Source organism: Lichenibacterium ramalinae, from assembly GCF_004137085.1.
GTDB classification, from domain to species: Bacteria; Pseudomonadota; Alphaproteobacteria; order Rhizobiales; family Beijerinckiaceae; genus Lichenihabitans; species Lichenihabitans ramalinae.
Genome location: NZ_QYBC01000014.1, coordinates 22410 through 40889, shown reverse-complemented (window position 1 = coordinate 40889; position 18480 = coordinate 22410). Strand labels below are relative to the sequence as shown.

At 71.2% G+C, this 18480-nt stretch carries 20 protein-coding genes; 8 read left to right on the top strand and 12 right to left on the bottom strand.

Going from position 1 to position 18480, the window contains the following annotated elements; genetic code table 11:
* Window positions 1-131 precede the first annotated feature (131 nt).
* The 3 genes from D3272_RS16685 to D3272_RS16675 all read right to left on the bottom strand — a co-directional run bounded on the left by D3272_RS16685 (window position 132) and on the right by D3272_RS16675 (window position 1837).
* Complete coding sequence (locus tag D3272_RS16685; RefSeq protein WP_129220346.1) at window positions 132-410, bottom strand: twin-arginine translocase TatA/TatE family subunit; 279 nt, start codon at window positions 408-410, stop codon at window positions 132-134.
* Between the two features lie 166 nt (window positions 411-576).
* Window positions 577-1089, bottom strand: a complete 513-nt coding sequence (gene ldtR / locus D3272_RS16680; protein WP_129220345.1) for a transcriptional regulator LdtR — start codon at window positions 1087-1089, stop codon at window positions 577-579.
* 277 nt (window positions 1090-1366) lie between these two features.
* On the bottom strand, window positions 1367-1837 hold the full coding sequence (locus D3272_RS16675) for a DUF6163 family protein (RefSeq protein WP_129220344.1): 471 nt from the start codon (window positions 1835-1837) through the stop codon (window positions 1367-1369).
* Window positions 1838-1930: 93 nt separating this feature from the next.
* Here D3272_RS16675 and hemB point away from each other — a divergent pair, with 93 nt between their 5' ends.
* From hemB to D3272_RS16655, 4 genes are all read left to right on the top strand, one after another.
* Window positions 1931-2986, top strand: a complete 1056-nt coding sequence (hemB, locus tag D3272_RS16670) for a porphobilinogen synthase (protein WP_129220343.1) — start codon at window positions 1931-1933, stop codon at window positions 2984-2986.
* A gap of 128 nt (window positions 2987-3114) precedes the next feature.
* Window positions 3115-4443, top strand: coding sequence for a branched-chain amino acid ABC transporter permease (locus D3272_RS16665; protein ID WP_129220342.1), 1329 nt, complete (start codon window positions 3115-3117; stop codon window positions 4441-4443).
* Between the two features lie 58 nt (window positions 4444-4501).
* Window positions 4502-4966, top strand: coding sequence for an RDD family protein (locus tag D3272_RS16660; RefSeq protein ID WP_129220341.1), 465 nt, complete (start codon window positions 4502-4504; stop codon window positions 4964-4966).
* A 73-nt stretch (window positions 4967-5039) separates the two neighbouring features.
* Window positions 5040-5786 carry an arginyltransferase gene (locus tag D3272_RS16655; protein ID WP_129220340.1) on the top strand — a complete coding sequence of 249 codons (747 nt, stop codon included), beginning with the start codon at window positions 5040-5042 and terminating at the stop codon, window positions 5784-5786.
* Between the two features lie 16 nt (window positions 5787-5802).
* Here D3272_RS16655 and D3272_RS16650 read toward each other — a convergent pair whose 3' ends face one another.
* Both D3272_RS16650 and parC read right to left on the bottom strand, forming a co-directional pair.
* On the bottom strand, window positions 5803-6258 hold the full coding sequence (locus D3272_RS16650) for a hypothetical protein (protein ID WP_129220339.1): 456 nt from the start codon (window positions 6256-6258) through the stop codon (window positions 5803-5805).
* A 378-nt stretch (window positions 6259-6636) separates the two neighbouring features.
* A complete protein-coding gene (gene parC, locus D3272_RS16645) occupies window positions 6637-8886 on the bottom strand; it encodes a DNA topoisomerase IV subunit A (protein WP_129220338.1) in 2250 nt (749 codons plus the stop codon).
* Window positions 8887-9238: 352 nt separating this feature from the next.
* Between parC and D3272_RS16640 the strand changes: the two genes are divergently transcribed.
* Window positions 9239-9454 carry a hypothetical protein gene (locus D3272_RS16640; RefSeq protein WP_129220337.1) on the top strand — a complete coding sequence of 72 codons (216 nt, stop codon included), beginning with the start codon at window positions 9239-9241 and terminating at the stop codon, window positions 9452-9454.
* Window positions 9455-9480: 26 nt separating this feature from the next.
* Here the strand turns inward: D3272_RS16640 and recO are convergent, their stop codons facing one another.
* Window positions 9481-10218 carry a DNA repair protein RecO gene (recO, locus tag D3272_RS16635; RefSeq protein ID WP_129220456.1) on the bottom strand — a complete coding sequence of 246 codons (738 nt, stop codon included), beginning with the start codon at window positions 10216-10218 and terminating at the stop codon, window positions 9481-9483.
* A 127-nt stretch (window positions 10219-10345) separates the two neighbouring features.
* Between recO and D3272_RS16630 the strand changes: the two genes are divergently transcribed.
* Together D3272_RS16630 and D3272_RS16625 are read left to right on the top strand one after the other, a co-directional pair.
* Window positions 10346-10945, top strand: coding sequence for a L,D-transpeptidase (locus D3272_RS16630; protein ID WP_428978003.1), 600 nt, complete (start codon window positions 10346-10348; stop codon window positions 10943-10945).
* A gap of 8 nt (window positions 10946-10953) precedes the next feature.
* Window positions 10954-11454, top strand: a complete 501-nt coding sequence (locus D3272_RS16625) for an OmpA family protein (protein WP_245496622.1) — start codon at window positions 10954-10956, stop codon at window positions 11452-11454.
* A gap of 39 nt (window positions 11455-11493) precedes the next feature.
* Here D3272_RS16625 and era read toward each other — a convergent pair whose 3' ends face one another.
* The 6 genes from era to rpoZ all read right to left on the bottom strand — a co-directional run bounded on the left by era (window position 11494) and on the right by rpoZ (window position 17396).
* A complete protein-coding gene (gene era / locus D3272_RS16620; protein WP_129220334.1) occupies window positions 11494-12435 on the bottom strand; it encodes a GTPase Era in 942 nt (313 codons plus the stop codon).
* Window positions 12432-13175, bottom strand: coding sequence for a ribonuclease III (gene rnc, locus D3272_RS16615; protein WP_129220333.1), 744 nt, complete (start codon window positions 13173-13175; stop codon window positions 12432-12434). The genes era and rnc overlap by 4 nt, the downstream gene beginning before the upstream one ends.
* Window positions 13172-14020, bottom strand: a complete 849-nt coding sequence (gene lepB / locus D3272_RS16610) for a signal peptidase I (protein WP_129220332.1) — start codon at window positions 14018-14020, stop codon at window positions 13172-13174. Before lepB ends, rnc begins: the two co-directional genes overlap by 4 nt.
* Window positions 14021-14169: 149 nt before the next feature.
* Window positions 14170-14574, bottom strand: a complete 405-nt coding sequence (acpS, locus tag D3272_RS16605; RefSeq protein WP_129220331.1) for a holo-ACP synthase — start codon at window positions 14572-14574, stop codon at window positions 14170-14172.
* Between the two features lie 27 nt (window positions 14575-14601).
* Window positions 14602-16869, bottom strand: coding sequence for a RelA/SpoT family protein (locus D3272_RS16600; protein ID WP_245496621.1), 2268 nt, complete (start codon window positions 16867-16869; stop codon window positions 14602-14604).
* Between the two features lie 125 nt (window positions 16870-16994).
* Window positions 16995-17396, bottom strand: a complete 402-nt coding sequence (gene rpoZ, locus D3272_RS16595) for a DNA-directed RNA polymerase subunit omega (RefSeq protein WP_129220330.1) — start codon at window positions 17394-17396, stop codon at window positions 16995-16997.
* A gap of 459 nt (window positions 17397-17855) precedes the next feature.
* Between rpoZ and D3272_RS16590 the strand changes: the two genes are divergently transcribed.
* Entirely contained in the window at window positions 17856-18470 is a 615-nt protein-coding gene (locus D3272_RS16590) for a LabA-like NYN domain-containing protein (RefSeq protein WP_129220329.1), read from the top strand.
* Window positions 18471-18480 lie beyond the last annotated feature (10 nt).

The window sequence follows — 18480 nt, the reverse complement described above, 5'->3', positions numbered from 1 at the left end:
CCCGCGGCCGTGCGGCTGCGCGCCGCACGCAAAGGCGCCCGGGGGCGGAGCGGCCCCAGACGCTTCACCGTGGACAGGACGCGTCCCCGTGGACGGGGCGGCCCCGCGCGATGCGGGGCGCCGCGGCCGGATCAGCCGACGCGGCGACCGTCCGTCGTGGTCTCGACCGTCCCCACCGGGCGGTGGTCGATGGTGCGGACCGGCTGCACGGTCTCGCCCACGGGGCGGACCGGCTCGGCCACGACGACCGGCTTGGCCGGCACCTCGTCCTCGTCGGCCATGCCCTTCTTGAAGCTCTTGATGCCCTTGGCGAAGTCGCCCATCAGGTCGGAAACCTTGCCCTTGCCCCCGAACAGGAGCAGCAGCACGCCGCCCACGATGATCCAGTGCCAGATGCTCATGCCACCCATGATGACCTCCATGCCGTCACGGCCGTACCGCCGTCCCCGCCCGTTGGGTGGAACCTATGCGCCGGCCCCCCGGAACACAAGTTGTCCAGCCCCACCAATGCGGCTCATCCCCTGCAAGGGCGGCCCGACGCCGCGGGCGGCGCCACCGAGAACCGGCGGCGGAGGATCAGAGGCGATACTTGATCTGGTCGGTCCAGAACCGCTCCAGCCGCACCAGGGCCTGGTTGACGCGCTGGAACTCCTCGGTCGAGATGCCGCCGATCTGCTCCACGGTGAGGACGTGCTTCTCGTAGAGCGACGCCACGATGGTGTGGACCTCGGTGCCCTTCTCGGTGAGGCTGATGCGGACCGAACGGCGGTCGATGCGCGACCGGGCGTGGTGCAGGTAGCCGGTCTCGACCAGCTTCTTGACGTTGTAGGAGACGTTGGAGCCGAGGTAGTAGCCGCGCGTCCGCAGCTCGCCGGCCGTCAGTTCCTTGTCGCCGATGTTGTAGAGCAGCAGCGCCTGCACGGCATTGACGTCGCCGCGGCCGCGCCGGTCGAACTCGTCCTTGATGACGTCGAGCAGCCGGCGGTGCAGGCGCTCCACGAGGGTGAGGGACTCGAGGTAGACCGGGCGGACCTCGCCCAGGCGCTCGTCCCGATCCTGTGCGGCTTCGACCTTCATGGCTTTGCTCATCTGACGCCCCGTCCGTGGCTGGCTGTCCGCGCCGGTAAGCCGGCCGCTTCTCTGTATGGCCAAGTTAGGGCGGAGCCGATGAAGACGAGTTTAAGCGACAGCCTGAATGGGCGGTTTACTTCTTACCGTCAATGGAAGCTAAAGATCAGAAGGCCCAGCGGGCGTCCGTTCCGAATCGACTTAATTTGTATAAACCTTGCGGCGCCGCGACCTATCCACAGCCGGACTGGATGAGGCCGGCAGTAGACTTGGGAGGATGGAAACCTCCCGTTCACCGTCAGGCCTCGCCCTCGGCCACCTGGGCGGCGAACCACACGAGCGCCAGGTAGGCCGCCATCAGCGCCACGTCGACGAGGCCGGTGGCGAGCGGGTGCTCGAAATAGCCGGGCATCACCACCAGCACGAGGATCTGCGCCCCGACCGCCACGAGCCAGATGACGCCGCCCCAGGGGGCCGCCAGCCACAGGCCGACCGAGGCGATGAAGTCCACCACGGCGAAGAACACGGCCGCCACCATGGCGGCGGGCGCCAGCGCGGCGAAGGGGCTGAGCCCGTCCGGCCCGGTGGTCAGCACCGACGCCCATTGCAGCAGTCCCTGCCCGATCCAGATCGCGGCCGTGACGCGCATGAACACCATGAGGGCGAAGCCGAAGCGCGTCCGGTCGTCGCGACCGCCCGGCGCCTGCAAAACGATGGCGGCCTGGGGGGCCGCGGTGGCCACGCGGCGCTTCGCCGTGGATCTCTGCATGGCGTCTGTCTCGCTGTCGGGCGGCGCCGGCTTTCCCGCCGGGCCGGCGCCGTGATAGCGTTGCCCGACCGACACAGGAAACGTTTTTCAGCCATGGCGCCACCTTCCCCGGGGTTTCCGCAGGCCGACCCGACCGCGTCCCCCACCCCTGCCGCGCCGAGCCTGGGGCTCGTCCACCGCCCCCGCCGCAACCGCAAGGCCGACTGGGCACGCCGCCTGGTGCGCGAGGCCGTCCTCACAACCAACGACCTCATTTGGCCCATCTTCGTGATCGACGGCGAGCGCCGCCGCGAGCCCGTCGCCTCCATGCCGGGCGTGGAGCGCCTGTCGGTCGACGAGGCCGTGCGGGCCGCCGTGCGGGCCGCCGAACTCGACATCCCGGTCCTGTCGCTGTTCCCCTTCACCGAGCCGGGCCTGCGCGACCCGCACGGCTCGGAAGCGCTGCGCGACACCAACCTCGTCTGCCGGGCCTGCCGGGCCATCAAGCGCGAGGTGCCGCAGATCGGCCTGCTCACCGACGTCGCGCTCGACCCCTACACGAGCCACGGCCACGACGGCCTGCTCGAGGGCCACCGCATCGTCAACGATGCGAGCGTGCGGGTGCTGGTGGAGCAGGCGCTGGTCCAGGCGCGGTCCGGCGCCGACATCATCGCGCCCTCGGACATGATGGACGGGCGCGTCGGCGCCATCCGCGCCGGCCTCGACGCCGAAGGCTTCGAGGACGTGCAGATCATGAGCTACGCGGCCAAATATGCCTCGGCCTTCTACGGCCCGTTCCGCGACGCGATCGGCACCTCGGCGGCGCTGATCGGCGACAAGAAGACCTACCAGATGGACCCCGGCAACGGCACCGAAGCGCTGCGCGAGGTGGAACTCGACCTCGCCGAGGGCGCCGACATGGTGATGGTCAAGCCGGGCCTGCCTTATCTCGACATCGTCCAGCGGGTGAAGGCCCGCTTCGGCGTCCCGACCTTCGCCTACCAGGTGTCGGGCGAATACGCGATGATCCAGGCCGCCGCCGAAAACGGCTGGATCGACGGCGACCGCGCCATGACGGAAAGCCTCGTGGCGTTCAAGCGCGCCGGCGCCGACGGCATCATGACGTATTTCGCCCCCCGCGTGGCCGAGCGGCTGCAGCGGGGCCTCTGACCCGGCCGCCGCCGGGCCCGTCCCGGTGGCCCGCGCCGCCTGTCGGCGACGGCGACGGCGCCCGGCGCTCCGGCGGGCTGCGACGTCGCCCCTACCGCCGCACCCCGCATCGGCGCTATCGTAGCGGCATGCGCGGCCTCCGCTCCCTCCTCATGCTGGCGGCCCTGGCGCCGCTCGCCGGGGGCTGCGCCCTCACGGCGGACCGCGACGAGGCCGCCGCCTGCGCCAGTGCGGCAGCCGGCCTCGCCGCGCCGGTGCGGCTGCGCGTCGGCCACGCCACGCCCCTGCCGGCGGATGCCCAGGGCCGCGCCGGCCTGCGCGTCGACCTCGCCCCCGAGGACCCCGACGTCGGCCTGCCCTGGCTGGACTGCCGGTTCGCCCGGACCGGGCGAACCCCGGAGATCGTCGCCCTGGCGCGACCTTCGGGCCCGGTCGACGACACCCACCTCTTCTTCCTCAAGCGGTTCTGGCTGGGGTCGGAGGCGGCGGCCGAGGCGGCGGCGCCGGACGACGAGGCGCCCCTGCCCGACCTGCCCTTCGGGCTGGCCTACGCGCTCCAGCAGGCGCTCGACGCCCTGCCCGACGCCGCCGTCTACGGGCTGCTCGCCGCCGCCTATTCGCTGGTCTACGGCCTGTCGGGCCGCATCAACCTCGCCTTCGGCGAGATCGCGGCGCTGGGCGGCATCGCCGCCGTGACGGGCGCGGTCGCGATGCGCGATGCGGCGCCCGGCCCCCTCCTCGGCCTGGCGCTCGGGCTCGGCGTCTGGACGGCGATGCTGCACGGCGGCGCCGTGGAGGCGACCGCGCTGTGGCGTCTCCGCCGCGCTCCCGGCCAACAGGCGCTCGTCGCCACGCTCGGCGTGGCGCTGGTGCTGCGGGAATATGCGCGGCTCGCCACCGGCGCCCAGCCGAGATGGGTCGCCCCCGTCCTCGCCGAGCCGGTGCGCCTCGCCCGGGCGGGCGCCTTCGTCGTCACCGTCACGCCCATGGCCCTGCTGCTCGCCGCCGGCGCGGCCGCGACCTCGGCGGGGCTGCTGCTCCTGTTCCGGCTGACGCGGTTCGGCCGTGACTGGCGCGCCACCGCCGACGACCCTCTGGCGGCGGCGCTGATGGGCATCGACCCGCGCCGCCTGTCGCTGCAGACCGCCCTGCTGGCCGCCGCCGTCGTGGGGGCGGCGGGCGCCGGCGTCACGCTCCACTACGGCGGCATCGGCTTCGACTATACGACGGGGCTCGGCCTCAAGGCGCTGATCGCCGCCATCGTCGGCGGCATCGGCTCCGTACCGGGCGCCTTCCTGGGCGGCGTCGGCATCGCGGCCTTCGAGGCGCTGTGGTCGTCGGCCCTGCCGGTCGGCGACCGGGACCTCGCCCTCGACGTGCTGCTGGTGGCGGTGCTGACGCTGCGGCCCGGCGGCCTCTTCGGCGCACGCGAGCCTCTGCCGCGGCGCATGCCGTGAAATGCCCTTGCGGGCCGGCCCCGGCGCGCCCAAATTCCCGGGACGGCAGAGGGACGCCATGGCCTACACAACCACAACCACCCAGGATCTCAGGCCCGCCGGCCCCGCCGGGTTGCCGCTCGGCATGGTCGATGGCGTCCGCCGCCGGCGGATCGCGGCCGTGGCCCTCGACCTCGTGCTGGTGTCGATCGTGGCCTTCGGCCTGTGGCTGGCGCTGCTGGTGCTGACCTTCGGCCTGTCGCTGGTCATCCTGCCGCCGCTGTTCCCCTTCGTGGCCTTCTTCTACAACGGGCTGACGGTCTCGGGCCCGTCCATGGCGACGCCCGGCATGCGGCTCTGCGGGCTGGAACTGCGGACCGACGCCACCGGGGCCCGCGTCCCCTTCCTCAACGCGGCGCTCCACGCCGTGCTGTTCTACTTCTCCTGGACGGTGCCGCCCATCCTGCTCGTGTCGCTCGTCACGCGGGACAAGCGCTGCCTGCATGATATGCTGTCCGGCGTCATCGTCGTGCGACGCCTGTGACGGGCGTGGGACGGGACGTTGGGGGAGAGCCCCGGGCCATGATCGATCGCCGTGACGCGCCGGAGAGGCGGGCTTGACGCGGGAGCCGCGCGACGCGCCGCAGTTCTACCTGACGGCCCCGTCGACCTGCCCCTACCTGCCGGACCGTTTGGAGCGGAAGGTGTTCACGCACCTGATCGGTCGGCGCGCCGCCGGCATCAACGACGCCCTCACCCAGTCGGGGTTCCGGCGCTCCCAGACCATCGCGTATCGGCCGGCCTGCGAGATGTGCCGGGCCTGCGTGTCGGTGCGGGTGCTGGTCGACGAATTCGCGCCCTCGAAGAGTTTTCGCCGCGTCGAGGCCCGGAACGAGGACCTCGTCTCCTACCCGGTCGACGCCAAGCCGACGTCGGAACAATATGCGCTGTTCCGCTCCTATCTGGCGGCGCGCCACGGCGAGGGCGGCATGGCCGACATGAGCATCCTCGACTTCGCCATGATGGTCGAAGACTCGCACGTCGAGACAAGGCTGGTCGAATACCGCCGCCACGGGCCCGACACCGCCATCACCAAGCGCGGACAGGGACCCCTGGTCGCCATGTGCCTGACCGACGTTCTGGCCGACGGGCTGTCCATGGTGTATTCGTTCTACGATCCCGAGCAGGCCGACCGGTCGCTCGGCACCCACATGATCCTCGACCACATCGCCCGGGCCCGCGCCCTGGGCCTCCCCCACCTCTACCTCGGCTACTGGGTCGAGGGCTCGCGCAAGATGGCCTACAAGGCGCGCTTCACGCCCCAGCAGCGGCTCGGCATCAACGGCTGGGAGCGCTTCGCGTGACGGACTGCGGGGCCGGTCAGCCGCAGGTGGGATAGTAGCGTTTGAGGATGTCGTAGCGCATGAACTGCGGCCGGCCCGACGGCAGGCCGCCGAAGTTCACCTTCAGCCACTGCCGCACGAAGGGCGGGTAGGTGTCCTCCATGGCGGTGCCGAGGTCCGTCGTGGCGACGGTCCGGGCGTTGCTGTAGAAGGGCTGGTGGAAGCCGAAGGAGGCGTTCGGCCCCACGCAGATCCGGTCGCGCGGCAGCGCCAGCACCAGCGTGCATGCGGAGATGCAGCTCCCCATGACGCGAATGTGGCTCCCCGAATCGCCGTAGTCGATCACCCGGGAGGCATGCAGCGAGACATTGCCGCCGTTCTGGTTCTCGATGGTCACCTCGGCGGCCGCCGGCGGCAGGTCCACGCCCTGGTTTCTCGTGCCGCCGTTCGCCGCCAGGGCGATCACGATGGCCAATGTGTCCGCCATGCTCATGCGACCGTGCCTCGTCCCGGCGACCCCTCGCCATGACACCAAGCTAGAGCACGATCGGATGCGCCGACACCGCAGCGGCGGTTGCAACCCGGTGAAATCCCCCCTTTTGCCGAATCGGAGTGAATCCACCGGCCCGTGTCATGCTGTGGCCGGAACATGCCAGCTTGCACATGCGGGCCTGTTCACAGGGGGGACGTCGAAGCATCGCGTGTCGACTGTGCGACAACCGCTACCACGCGTTCGCCTTCGGCTGATCCGCTCCCGCTCACGATCGAGGACAGTCCCGTCGGCGTCGATCCGGCAAGACGGGTCAGCCCCGACTGTCGCCGGGCGGTCACGCTCCAAGGTCAGGTCCGCCTCGCCTGTCCTGCGGCCGCGTCAGTCCCCGAAGCGGTTGTCGCGCCGGAAGCCGCGCGGCGGCAGGCGCCCGCGGTCGGCGCGGTTGCCCATCCAGGGCAGGATGTCCTTCTGGGCGAGGACGTGGTCCTTGCCCGAGCCGTCCTGCCACGGCAGGCCGTCCGCCAGGGTGAAGACGCGCAGGTCCGACAGGCCCGCGACGGCCCGCTGCAGCTTGACGCCCTTGCCGCGCGCCATCTCGGGCACCTGGCGGAGCGGGAACACCGCCATGTGGCGGTCGTTGCTCACCACGGCGACGTGGTCGCCCCGCGCCGGGACCATCAGCCTGGCCTTGGCGGGGGCGGTCGGCGACATCAGCGCCTTGCCCTTGCGGGTGCCCACGACGAGGTCGGCCATGGCGGCCACGAAGCCGCGACCGTCCCCCGTCGCCACCAGCACGCGCCCGCCCTCCTCGAAGGGCAGCACCGCCGCCACGTCCTCGCCCTCGCCGAGCTCCGCCATCAGCCGCAGCGGCTCGCCGAAGCCGCGCCCGCCGGGCAGCTTGGCGACCTCCAGCGTGAACACCTTGCCGTCCGTCGCCAGCACGACGACGCGGCCCGTCGTTTCCGCCGGGAAGGCGAGGCGCAGCGTGTCGTCGCCCTTGAAGGACAGGGAGGAGAGGTCGGCGCCATGGCCCTTCAGCGTGCGGATCCAGCCCTTGTCGCTGACCACCACGGTGACGGGCTCGCGCTCGACGAAGCTCTGCGCCGAGGCTGTGGCGTCGAAGAAGGGCAGCGCGGCGAAATCCGTGCGGCGCCGGCCGAGCGGCGTGTCGGGCCCGTAGGTCTTGCGCACGTCGCGGATCTGCGCCGCCACCGAGCGCCACTGCTGGGCGTCGCTGCCGACAAGGCCGAGCAGCGCGTCGCGCTCCTTCGTGAGCTTGTCGTGCTCCTTGCGGAGTTGCATCTCCTCGAGCCGGCGCAGGGCGCGCAGCCGCGTGTCCAGCACGTATTCCGCCTGGAGTTCGGTGAGGCCGAAGGTCGCCTTCAGCTGGGCCTTCGGCTCGTCCTCCTCGCGGATGATGCGGATCACCTCGTCGAGGTTCAGGAACACGATCAGCATGCCGGCCAGCACTTCGAGCCGGCGCTCGATCTCGGCGAGACGGTGGCGCGAGCGCCGCACCAGCACGGTGCGACGGTGGTCGAGCCATTGCCGCAGCGCTTCGCCGAGCCCGACCACGCGCGGCACCACGCCGTCCACCAGCACGTTCATGTTGAGCGGCACCCGGACTTCGAGCTCCGTCAGCCGGAACAGGTGCTCCATCATCACGGCCGGATCGACGTTGCGGGCGCGGGGCTCGATCACCACGCGCACGTCTTCGGCCGATTCGTCCCGCACGTCGGCGATGAGCGGGCTCTTCTTCTCGTTGATGACCTCGGCCAGCCGCTCGATCAGCCGCGACTTCTGCACCCCGTAGGGGACCTCGGTGACCACCACCGTCCAGGCGCCGCGCTCGCCGGGCTCGACGGCCCAGCGCGCCCGCAGCCGGAAGGAGCCGCGGCCCGTGCGGTAGCTTTCGGCGATCGAAGCCGCGTCCTCGACGCAGATGCCGCCGGTGGGGAAGTCGGGCCCGCGGACGAAGCCGACGAGCGCGCCGTTGTCGGCCTCGGGATGGGCGATGAGGTGGAGCGCGGCGTCGCAGAGTTCGACGATGTTGTGGGGCGGGATGGAGGTCGCCATGCCCACCGCGATCCCCTGGGCGCCGTTGGCGAGCAGGTTGGGGAAGGCGGCCGGCAGCACCACCGGCTCCTCCTTGTCGCCCGAATAGTTGGGGCGCAGGTCCACCGTGTCGTGCTCGATGCCGTCGAGCAGGAGCTTGGCGAAATCCGTCATGCGGGCTTCGGTGTAGCGATAGGCCGCCGCCGGATCGCCGTCGATGTTGCCGAAGTTGCCCTGGCCGTCGACCAGCGGATAGCGCGACGAGAAATCCTGGGCGAGGCGCACCAGCGCGTCGTAGATGGCCTGGTCGCCGTGCGGGTGGAAGTCGCCCATCACGTCGCCGACGATCTTGGCGCACTTCTTGAAGGCCGTGGCGGGGTCGAGCTTCAGGACCTGCATGCCGTAGAGGATGCGGCGGTGCACCGGCTTCAGCCCGTCACGCGCGTCGGGCAGCGCCCGCCCCATGATGGTGGACAGCGCATAGGCGAGGTAGCGTTCCTCCAGCGCCTCGCGCAGCTTCACCACCACGGGCTCGGACGGCGGTGCGGGCGGTGTGGGGGCGGTCCTGGCCATCGTGTCGCGGCGTCCTTCGGTTCGGGTTCGCGGATGTCACCGCGCAGATGTACTTCTTTTGTTCCCGTCGCAAGGGGCTGTCCCGGCGTCGGGAGTCGAGGCTCGCGTCGAGGCTTTGGGTCGAGCCTTGCCATGTCGGAATTGCGGCAGGCTTGCCACCGCTGTGGGAACTCCGGCGGCGCGGGCGCATTCTGAACCTGAAGCCTGACTGTTGCGGGCCTGCACTAGCCGGTCCCGGTCCCCGGGCCTAGTCAGGTCCCCCACGGTCGACCACGACCCGGTGCGCGAGGCCTTGCGCCCGGGTGCGGGACACCCGGTGCGCCAGGCGGCGCCGTGTTTGTGCGGGAACCTCATGACCAACAAAGCCATCCTCGGCCTGTCTTCGGGCATCGCCGCCGTCGTCGCGACCCTGATCGGCGTGGCCCTCGTCAACCCGCCTCAGGCCGCCGACGCCGCCGTGATCCACGGCACGCTGGTGCCCTGCCCGCTGGCCGAAGTGTCGCTCGATTCGGGCTACGGCGTGAGCTCCAAGGCCCTGCGGCCGGTCTGCGCCCACGCCGTCGACTGACGGGTCGGTGCCGGCCGCCGCGGCGCCTAGGCCGCGCCGGGCCCGGCGCCGAGCGTCGCCAGATAGGCCCGGCGCGACGGGGTCGGGGCGATGTGGCGGGGCCCGAAGACGTCCCGCGACAGGAAGTGATCGGTGAGCCGGAACGCCGCCGCGAGGTCCTCGGGGGGGACCGGGGCGGCCCCGCCGCCGGGCCGCAGGAAGCGCGGCAGCGTCAGCAGCCGGTCGGCGTAGATGCCGGCGGCGCCGAGCGAGACGGCCCGGCCGGTCTTGGGCGACACGAAATGCAGGTCCTCGCTGGCCCCGGTCGCCGCGCAGCTGGCGAGGTCCAGCCCGAAGCCGAGCGCGGCCAGGAAGGCGAGTTCGAACTGCAGCATCTGCAGCGGCAACGCTTCCCGCTCCTCCACCCCCTCCATCATGGCGTCCAGCATGGCGTGCAGCACCGGCTGGGGCTCGCGCTCCGGCAGCAGGCGGGCGAGGCCGCAGAGGTGGTTCACGGCGTGCAGGGCCGCGGCGCTGTCCATGATGCGGGCGGCGCGCAGCGCCAGGCCCTCGATCAGGAAGGCGCCCATGTGGTGGTCGATGCGGGCCCGCCAGGTGGCGGCGACGGCGTTGCCGGGCTGCAGCACCGGGCGCAGGCGGCGCGAGCGCCCGCCCTGCACGAGGCCGAGGTGTCGGCCGTGCTCGGCCGTCAGCAGTTCGACGATGACGCTGGTCTCGCCATAGGCGCGCCCGCCCAGCACGACGCCGCGATCCTGCCACTCCACCTGTGTCCCTCCCGCAACGGCGGTCATGTAACGGATTCTCAGCCACCGTGGCGACACTTTCCGCAGGCGACATGGTGTCGGCGATACGGCTGGAGGAGAACGAATTTTGGCGATCACGCGCCGCGCGATGCTGGGCGGCTGCGCCCTGTTGGGCTTCACGGCGCGCCCCGCCGCGGCCGCCTTCGACCCCAGCCCCTATTTCGCGGGCACGGCCCGCGACCACGGCTTCACCTACAACCGCTCGAACGTGGCGGCCCTCGACCCGGTGTGGCACCGGCAGCTGGTCGAACACCGGCATGACGAGCCGCCCGGCAGCGTGATCGTCGACACCCAGAACCACTTTCTCTACGTGACGTTCGAGAACAACACGGCGCTGCGCTACGGCGTCGGCGTCGGCCTCGAAGGCTTCAAGTGGTTCGGTCGCGCCTCGGTGGCCCGCAAGGCCATTTGGCCGGGCTGGACGCCGCCGCCCGAGATGCTGGCGCGGCGCCCCGACCTGCCGCACCACATGGCAGGCGGCCCCGACAACCCGCTCGGCCCCCGCGCCCTCTACCTGTACCGCGACGGCAAGGACCTCGGCTATCGCCTGCACGGCACGCTGGAGCCCTGGACCATCGGCACCGACGCCTCGTCGGGCTGCGTCCGCATGCTGCCGGAAGACGTGATGGACCTCTACCAGCGCATCCCGGTCGGCACGGCCGTGCTGGTGCTGAAGCACATCCATTGAGGACGCCCGTGAAATCCCTGCCCCGCCTCGCCGCCGCGGCGCTGTCCGCCGCCGCCCTCGCCGGCTGCGGCGCCTTCGGCGGGTCCTCGGCGCCGAGCGTCAACGGCGACACGCCCATCGCGACCCTGCTCGACGCGCCGCGCGGCAGCCCGTCCGACTTCGACGTGAACGTCGGCCGGCGGGTGTTCTTCGCGCCGAACTCGGCGGATCTGTCGGACACGGGCCGCGTCACGCTCGACAAGCAGGCCGCCTGGCTGAAGCGCTTCGCGCCCTACCGCATCGTGGTCGAGGGCTATGCCGACGAGCCGGGCTCGCCCGCCGCGAACCTCGACCTCGGACGCCGCCGCGCCGCCGCCGTCGCCGCCTACCTCGAGCGTCGCGGCATCGGGGCCGGGCGGGTGAAGACCGTCAGCTTCGGCAACACGCGGCCGGTGCGCCGTTGCCCCGACGCCTCGTGCTGGTCGCAGAACCGGCGCGCCGTGACGGTGCTGGACTCCGTCGCGTCCTGAGCGCGGGCCCGGCGGCGGGACGTCGCCGCCGACGGGCCGTCAGGCCTTGCCCTTCGGGAACTCCAACCCCATGCCGCGGAAGCGCTCCGGGTCGTCGAGCCAGTTCTCGCGCACCTTGACGTGCAGGAAGAGGTGGATGGTGCAGTCGGCGGCCTCGCCGATCTCCCGGCGGGCCGCCTTGCCGATGGACTTCAGGGTCTGGCCGCCTTCCCCGATGACGATCTTCTTGTGGCCGTCGCGGGTCACGAAGATCGTCTGCTCGATGCGGGCGGAGCCGTCCGGCAGGGTCTTCCAGCTGTCGGTCTCGACCGTGGTCTGGTAGGGCAGCTCCTCGTGCAGCCGCTCGAACATCTTCTCGCGCGTGATCTCGGCGGCGAAGAGGCGCAGCGGCGCGTCCGTGACCTGGTCGGCCGGGTACAGCCAGGGGCCTGGCGGCATGGCGTCGGCGAGCACGCCGAGGAACTTCGCGATGCCGTGCCCCTTCAGCGCCGACACCATGAAGGTTTCGGCGAAGGGCAGCCGCGCGTTGACGGTCTCGGCCAGCTTCAACAGCTTCTCGACCTCGACCGTGTCGATCTTGTTGAGGACCAGGAAGCGCTTGGCCTTGCTCTCGGCCAGCCGGGCGACGATGCCCTCGTTGTCGGGATCGAGGCCCTTGCGGGCGTCGATCAGCAGCGCGACGGCATCGGCGTCGCCGCCGGCGCCCCAGGCGGCCTGCACCATGGCCCGGTCCAGCCGGCGCTTGGGGGCGAAGATGCCGGGCGTGTCGACCAGGATCACCTGGGCGTCGCCGTCGACCGCGATGCCCCGCACCGGCGCCCGCGTGGTCTGGACCTTGCGCGACACGATCGACACCTTCGAGCCCACCAGGGCGTTGATGAGCGTCGACTTGCCGGCATTGGGCACGCCGATCAGCGCCGCGAAGCCGCAGCGCGTGGGTCCGGTCGGCTGGGGCGCAGCCGCGGGAGTCTGGTCGCTCATGGGTCCTGTCCTTCGGCCGGGGCGGGCGCGGGCGGCAGCGGCCCGAAGCCTTCACGGCGCATGAATGCCTCGGCGGCGTCCTGTTCGGCGAGCCGCTTCGAGGTGCCGACCCCGGCGGCGCCCTCGCAACCCTCCACCGCGACCGTCACGACGAAGCTGGGCGCGTGGGCGGGGCCGCTGCGCTCGGTCTCGCTGTAGACCGGCGTCGGCTTTCCCCGGGCCTGGGCCCATTCCTGCAGCGCCGTCTTGGAGTCCTGCAAGGCGCGGCGGGGCGACAGCATGCGGGGCTCCCAGGCGCGGCGCACCAGCCCGGCGGCGGCCTCGAAGCCGCCGTCGAGGAAGACGGCGCCGATGAGCGCCTCGCACACGTCGGCGAGGATCGCCTGGCGCCCCCGCCCGCCGGACTGGACCTCGCCGGGCCCGAGCCTGAGGTAGGGGCCGACGTCCCACGCGGCCGCGACCTCGGCGCAGCTTTCGCGCCGCACGAGGTCGGCGAGGCGCCGCGACAGCTCGCCCTCCGTGGCATGCGGGAACTCGGCGTAGAGCATGGCCGAGACGGCGAGCCCCAGCACGCGGTCGCCGAGGAACTCCAGCCGCTGGTAGCTGCCCGAGCGGGCATTGGCGCCGCTCAGGCCCGAGATGTGGGTCAGCGCCCGGCCGAGCAGGTCGGGCGTGGCGAACCGGTGTCCGAGGCTCGCCTCGAGCCCCGACCGGTCGGCCCGGCCGGCGTGCCGGTTCATCGAACGAGCGAAAACAGGCGGCTCCAGCGCACGTCCGTCGGCCAGCGCCAGAAGGCCCAGAACGGCGTGTCCTCCCTGATGGAGAAGAAGATGATCTCGGCGCGGCCGACGAAATTCTCGAACGGCACGTAGCCGACGCCGCCCTGCTCCACCGGCACGCGCGAGTCGAGGGAATTGTCGCGGTTGTCGCCCATCATGAAATATTCGCCCGGCGGCACCACGTAGACGTCGGTGTTGGAGGCGAGCCCGCCGTCGTCGCCGTCGAGCTGGATGATCCGGTGGGTGACGCCGCCCGGCAGCGTCTCGTTGTAGGTCGGCACCTCGACCTCGTTGCCGAAGCGGTCCCGGGTGGTGACCTTCTGGGTGGGCTCGCGCGGCGCCACCTGGCCGTTGATGATCAGGCGCGCATGCGTCACCTGGATCCGGTCGCCCGGCAGGCCGATCACCCGCTTGATGAAGTCGGTGGTGTTGTCCGACGGCGTCTTGAACACCGCGATGTCGCCGCGCTTCGGCGAGGTGGCGAGGAAGCGGCCCGACACGAGGTCGCGGTAGTCCGGCGGCCGCGGCACGTGCAGCAGGTCCGAGATCGTGCCGGACAGGTCGGGGAAGGAGTATTTGGAATAGCCGTAGGAATATTTCGACACGAAGAGGTAGTCGCCGATCAGCAGCGTCGGGATGAGCGACCCCGAGGGGATGTTGAAGGGCTGGAACAGGAAGGTGCGCACCACGAGGGCGATGAGCAGGGCCTGGACCACGACCTTGACGGTCTCGCCGAGGCCGCCCTCCTGGGAGGCCTTGCGCCGGCGTTCGGCCTCCTTGCCCTTGAGGCTCACGGGCTCCGTCATCGTGTCTGGTCCGATCGTCCTGTCCGGCGCCGCCGGGTGTCCATCCGCGGCGCGGGAGGCCGCGAGGCGCGCCGCCGCATGCGGGATCGCGTGCATATAGCGGCCCGGCCCCGGGACGCCAAGCCTGACGGGCGTGGCCGGCGCGTCCCTCAGGCGGCGGCCGCCACCGCCTCGATGACCACGAAGGCCTGGGCATAGGGGTGTTCGTCGGTGAGGCTGAGGTGGATCACGGGTTCCATCCCGGCCGGCACGATGGCCATGAGGCGGCGAAGCGCCCCGCCCGTGAGGGCCAGCGTCGGCTGTCCCGACGGCCGGTTGATCACGCCCATGTCGCGCCAGAACACGCCGTGGCGCAGGCCGGTGCCGAGCGCCTTGGCGCAGGCCTCCTTGGCGGCGAAGCGCTTGGCGTAGGTGCCGGCCCGGTCGGCCCGGCGCTCCGCCTTGCCGCGCTCGACGTCGGTGAAGCAGCGGGCGGCGAAGCGCTCGCCGTGACGCTCCAGCACCGCGGCGAGGCGGCGGATGTCGCACAGGTCGCTGCCGATCCCGACGATCATGCCGCGCTCCCGGCGCGGCCGGCCCCGTCATCCATTGACCCGCTCCACGCGCGAGATGGTCTTCTGCGCCCGCAGCTGCGCCATGATGGTGCCGAGCTGCTTCAGGTCCCACACTTCGACGTCCACCAGCACCTCGCGGAAATCCAGCGAGCGCGACATGACGCGGAGGTCGTCGATGTTGCCGCCGTGGTCGCCGATCGCGGCCGTGATGGCGGCCAGCGCCCCGGGCTCGTTGATGGCCGTGACGGCGATCTGCGCCGGGAACAGCTCCTTGCGCGAGGGGTCGATGTCCCAGCGCACGTCGAGCCAGCGCTCCGGCTGGTCGTCGAAGGCCGTCAGCGCCGGGGACTGGATCGGGTAGATGGTGATGCCCTCCCCCGGCGTCAGGATGCCGACGATGCGGTCTCCCGGCACGGCCCCGCCGTTCGGCGCGAAGCTCACCGGAAGGTCGCCGGACTGGCCGCGGATGGGGATGGGCCGCATCGGGCCTTCCGCGTCGCCCGGCGCCTGCGGGGCGCCCGGCACCTTGAAGCGGAAGTTCTCGGCCTTCTCGAGGCCGAACCAGCCCGGCTCCCCCGCCGCCGGCGGGGCGCCGGCCTTGCGGGGCTCGGCGATCTCGGGGTGCACCGCCCGGATGACGTCGCCCGAGAAGATCTCGCCGCGGCCGACGGCCGCCAGCACGTCCTCGAAGGAGGTGCGGGCGAGGCGCGGCAGCGCCGTCCGGAGCTTCTCCTCCGAGAAGGTCTTGCCGTTGCGCTCGAAGGCGCGGGTGAGGATCTGGCGGCCGAGCCCCGAATATTGCGCCCGCACGGCGTCGCGCGTCGCCCGGCGGATCGCGGCCCGGGCCTTGCCGGTGGCGACGAGCGACTCCCAGGCGGGCGGCGGCACCTGCCCCTCGGCGCAGGCGATCTCGACCTCGTCGCCGTTGGCGAGCTCGCTCAACAGCGGCGCCATGCGGCCGTTGATCTTGGCGCCGACCGCCGTGTTGCCGATGCCGGTGTGGATCGCGTAGGCGAAGTCGATGGGAGTGGCGCCCTTCGGCAGCGCGATCAGCTTGCCCTTGGGGGTGAAGCAGAAGACCTGGTCGTGGAACAGCTCGAGCTTGGTGTGTTCGAGGAATTCCTCGGCGCTGTCGGCATCGGCCAGCATGGCGATGGTGCGGCGCAGGCCCGAATAGGCGCGGCTTTCCCCCGCCGCGATGCCGACGTCGAGCGCCCCGCCGTCCTTGTAGAGGGCGTGGGCCGCGATGCCGTTCTCGGCGAGGTCGTGCATGGCGCGGGTGCGGATCTGCAGTTCCACGCGCTGGCGCCCCGGCCCCACGACCGTGGTGTGCAGCGAGCGGTAGTCGTTCTGCTTCGGCGTCGAGATATAGTCCTTGAACCGGCCCGGCACGCTCGGCCACTGGGTGTGGATGATGCCGAGCACGCGGTAGCAGTCCTCGATCGACTCGACGAGCACGCGAAACCCGAAGATGTCGGACAGCTGCTCCAGGGCGAGGTTCTTCTGCTCCATCTTGTGCCACACCGAATAGGGCTGCTTCTGCCGCCCCTTGACGCTGGCCTTGATGCCGCTCTGGGTGAGCCGCTCGGACAGCTCGGTCTCGATCTTGGCGATGAGCGAGCCGTATTTCTCCGTCATGTCGTCGAGCCGCGACACGATGGAGGCGTGGGCTTCGGGCATCAGGGCCGCGAAGGAAAGCTCCTCGAGCTCGTTGCGCATGCCCTGCATGCCCATGCGGCCCGACAGCGGCGCGTAGATGTCCAGTGTTTCCTGGGCGATGCGGGCCCGCTTGGCCACCGGCACGTGGTGGAGCGTGCGCATGTTGTGCAGCCGGTCCGCCAGCTTCACCAGCAGCACGCGGATGTCGTCCGCGATGGCGAGCAGCAGCTTGCGCAGGTTCTCGCCCTGGGCGGCCTGTTTCGAGACGAGGTCGAGGCGCTTGATCTTGGTCAGGCCGTCGACGAGGCTGCCGATCTCGTCGCCGAAGAGCCGGTCGATCTCCTCGCGGGTGGCTTCCGTGTCCTCGATCGTGTCGTGCAGCACGGCCGCCACGATGGTGGCGTCGTCGAGCTTGAGATCGGTGAGGATCGCGGCGACTTCGAGCGGATGGGAGAAGTAGGGGTCGCCGGAGGCGCGCTTCTGCGTGCCGTGGGCCCGCATGGCATAGACGTAGGCGCGGTTCAGCAGGTCCTCGTCGGCCTCCGGATTGTAGCTCCGGACACGGTCGACGAGTTCGTATTGTCGCAGGATCTTCACGGGCCCCGGGCGGCGCGGGGCGAGGGTGGCGAGCGTCATGCCCTGGAGTATCGGCATCGCGGCCGGCCGGGGCAAGCCGGAACGGCGCCGCGAGGGCTAGAGTCGCAAGGGCCGGCGCCGCGAGGCGTGGTGCCTCGAGGGCCGGCGCCGGATGCGTGAGGCGACTACTCGCCCTCGTCCTCGGTTTCGGCCGGGGGCACGAGGCCTTCGAGGCCGCGCAGCAGGTCTTCCTCGGTCATGCGGTCGAACTGGATGTCGGGGCTGGCCTCCGGATCGGCCAGGTTCTTGACGGTGGACGGCGTCATGGCGGGCACGGCCTCGGGCTCGGGCTCGTCGACCTCGACGTGCTTCTGCAGCGAATGGATCAGGTCCTCGCGCATGTCCTCGGGCGCGAAGCGCTCCTCGGCGATCTCGCGCAGCGCCACGACGGGGTTCTTGTCGTTGTCGCGGTCGAGCGTGATGGGCGAGCCGGACGAGATCAGCCGCGCGCGATGGCTGGCCAGGAGCACGAGGTCGAAGCGGTTCTCGACCTTGTCGATGCAGTCTTCCACGGTGACGCGCGCCATGTCGATGTCCTTCGAAAGCGGGATGGGGGGTGTTTCCCGCTGCGGTAGCCCGCGCGATGCCGCGACGCAAGCCCCCTGCACCGATTCGGGCTTGACGCGGGTGCGATGTCCGGCGCAGCCACGGCGGGCCGCGCGGCGGCCGGGCCATGGCGGGCAGATCGTGATGGGCAGGTCGTGATGGGCAGGTCGTGATGGCAGGGCATCGCGTCGGCCCCGCGATGGAGCGGGAAAAAGACCCGCGATTCCAGACTGCGTCACGATGTGGACGCGTTGGCGTGTCGCACTATAATCCCGGGATGGCTGACGGCGCACCGGAGCTTAGGGCTTCGGCAGCGGGGTCCCGAGCGCATCGCGCCAGTACGGACCGATCCGGAGCCGAGGGCATGGTCGCCCGGAGCGTCGGCCCGACCGACCGGACGTCGCCCCATCACTCGATCATCGACCAAGAGCACAACCTGTATGGCCGACCCAGAACGCACTGCCCTCTTCATCGACGGCGCCAACCTTTACGCGACGGCGAAGACCCTCGGGGTCGACATCGACTACAAGAAACTCCTGCGCGAGTTTCAAAGCAAGGGTCGCCTTATCCGTGCGTTCTACTACACGGCCTTGGTCGAGGATCAGGAATATTCGTCGATTCGACCGCTGATCGACTGGCTGGATTACAACGGCTACGCGGTGGTGACGAAGCCCACCAAGGAGTTCGTCGACTCGATGGGGCGCCGCAAGGTCAAGGGCAACATGGACATCGAGCTGGCCGTCGACGCCATGGAGATGGCCGAGAACATCGACCACATGGTGCTGTTTTCCGGCGACGGGGACTTCCGCTCCCTGGTCGAGGCCGTGCAACGCAAGGGCGTGCGCGTGTCGGTCGTGTCGACCGTGACGACGCAGCCGCCGATGGTGGCCGACGAGTTGCGTCGCCAGGCCGACGAGTTCATCGACCTCGTCCACCTCATCGCCAAGGTGGGCCGCGACGGCGAGCGGCCGGAGCGTGCGCCGCGGGTGGAGCGGCGCTCCATCGCCCGCGACTACGTGCCGGCCCCCGAGGACGACGGCTCCGGCGTCGCGTGACGGCGGCCTC

What these genes read in the sequence shown, in the direction of transcription:
- D3272_RS16650 (WP_129220339.1), bottom strand. Translation starts at nt 6,258, where the DNA reads ATGAGCATGGCGGACACATTGGCCATCGTGATCGCCCTGGCGGCGAAC.
- D3272_RS16640 (WP_129220337.1), top strand. Translation starts at nt 9,239, where the DNA reads ATGACCAACAAAGCCATCCTCGGCCTGTCTTCGGGCATCGCCGCCGTC.
- ldtR (WP_129220345.1), bottom strand. Translation starts at nt 1,089, where the DNA reads ATGAGCAAAGCCATGAAGGTCGAAGCCGCACAGGATCGGGACGAGCGC.
- D3272_RS16675 (WP_129220344.1), bottom strand. Translation starts at nt 1,837, where the DNA reads ATGCAGAGATCCACGGCGAAGCGCCGCGTGGCCACCGCGGCCCCCCAG.
- D3272_RS16660 (WP_129220341.1), top strand. Translation starts at nt 4,502, where the DNA reads ATGGCCTACACAACCACAACCACCCAGGATCTCAGGCCCGCCGGCCCC.
- rnc (WP_129220333.1), bottom strand. Translation starts at nt 13,175, where the DNA reads ATGAACCGGCACGCCGGCCGGGCCGACCGGTCGGGGCTCGAGGCGAGC.
- D3272_RS16600 (WP_245496621.1), bottom strand. Translation starts at nt 16,869, where the DNA reads ATGACGCTCGCCACCCTCGCCCCGCGCCGCCCGGGGCCCGTGAAGATC.
- D3272_RS16665 (WP_129220342.1), top strand. Translation starts at nt 3,115, where the DNA reads ATGCGCGGCCTCCGCTCCCTCCTCATGCTGGCGGCCCTGGCGCCGCTC.
- D3272_RS16590 (WP_129220329.1), top strand. Translation starts at nt 17,856, where the DNA reads ATGGCCGACCCAGAACGCACTGCCCTCTTCATCGACGGCGCCAACCTT.
- rpoZ (WP_129220330.1), bottom strand. Translation starts at nt 17,396, where the DNA reads ATGGCGCGCGTCACCGTGGAAGACTGCATCGACAAGGTCGAGAACCGC.
- era (WP_129220334.1), bottom strand. Translation starts at nt 12,435, where the DNA reads ATGAGCGACCAGACTCCCGCGGCTGCGCCCCAGCCGACCGGACCCACG.
- parC (WP_129220338.1), bottom strand. Translation starts at nt 8,886, where the DNA reads ATGGCCAGGACCGCCCCCACACCGCCCGCACCGCCGTCCGAGCCCGTG.
- acpS (WP_129220331.1), bottom strand. Translation starts at nt 14,574, where the DNA reads ATGATCGTCGGGATCGGCAGCGACCTGTGCGACATCCGCCGCCTCGCC.
- lepB (WP_129220332.1), bottom strand. Translation starts at nt 14,020, where the DNA reads ATGACGGAGCCCGTGAGCCTCAAGGGCAAGGAGGCCGAACGCCGGCGC.
- D3272_RS16685 (WP_129220346.1), bottom strand. Translation starts at nt 410, where the DNA reads ATGGGTGGCATGAGCATCTGGCACTGGATCATCGTGGGCGGCGTGCTG.
- hemB (WP_129220343.1), top strand. Translation starts at nt 1,931, where the DNA reads ATGGCGCCACCTTCCCCGGGGTTTCCGCAGGCCGACCCGACCGCGTCC.
- D3272_RS16630 (WP_428978003.1), top strand. Translation starts at nt 10,346, where the DNA reads ATGCTGGGCGGCTGCGCCCTGTTGGGCTTCACGGCGCGCCCCGCCGCG.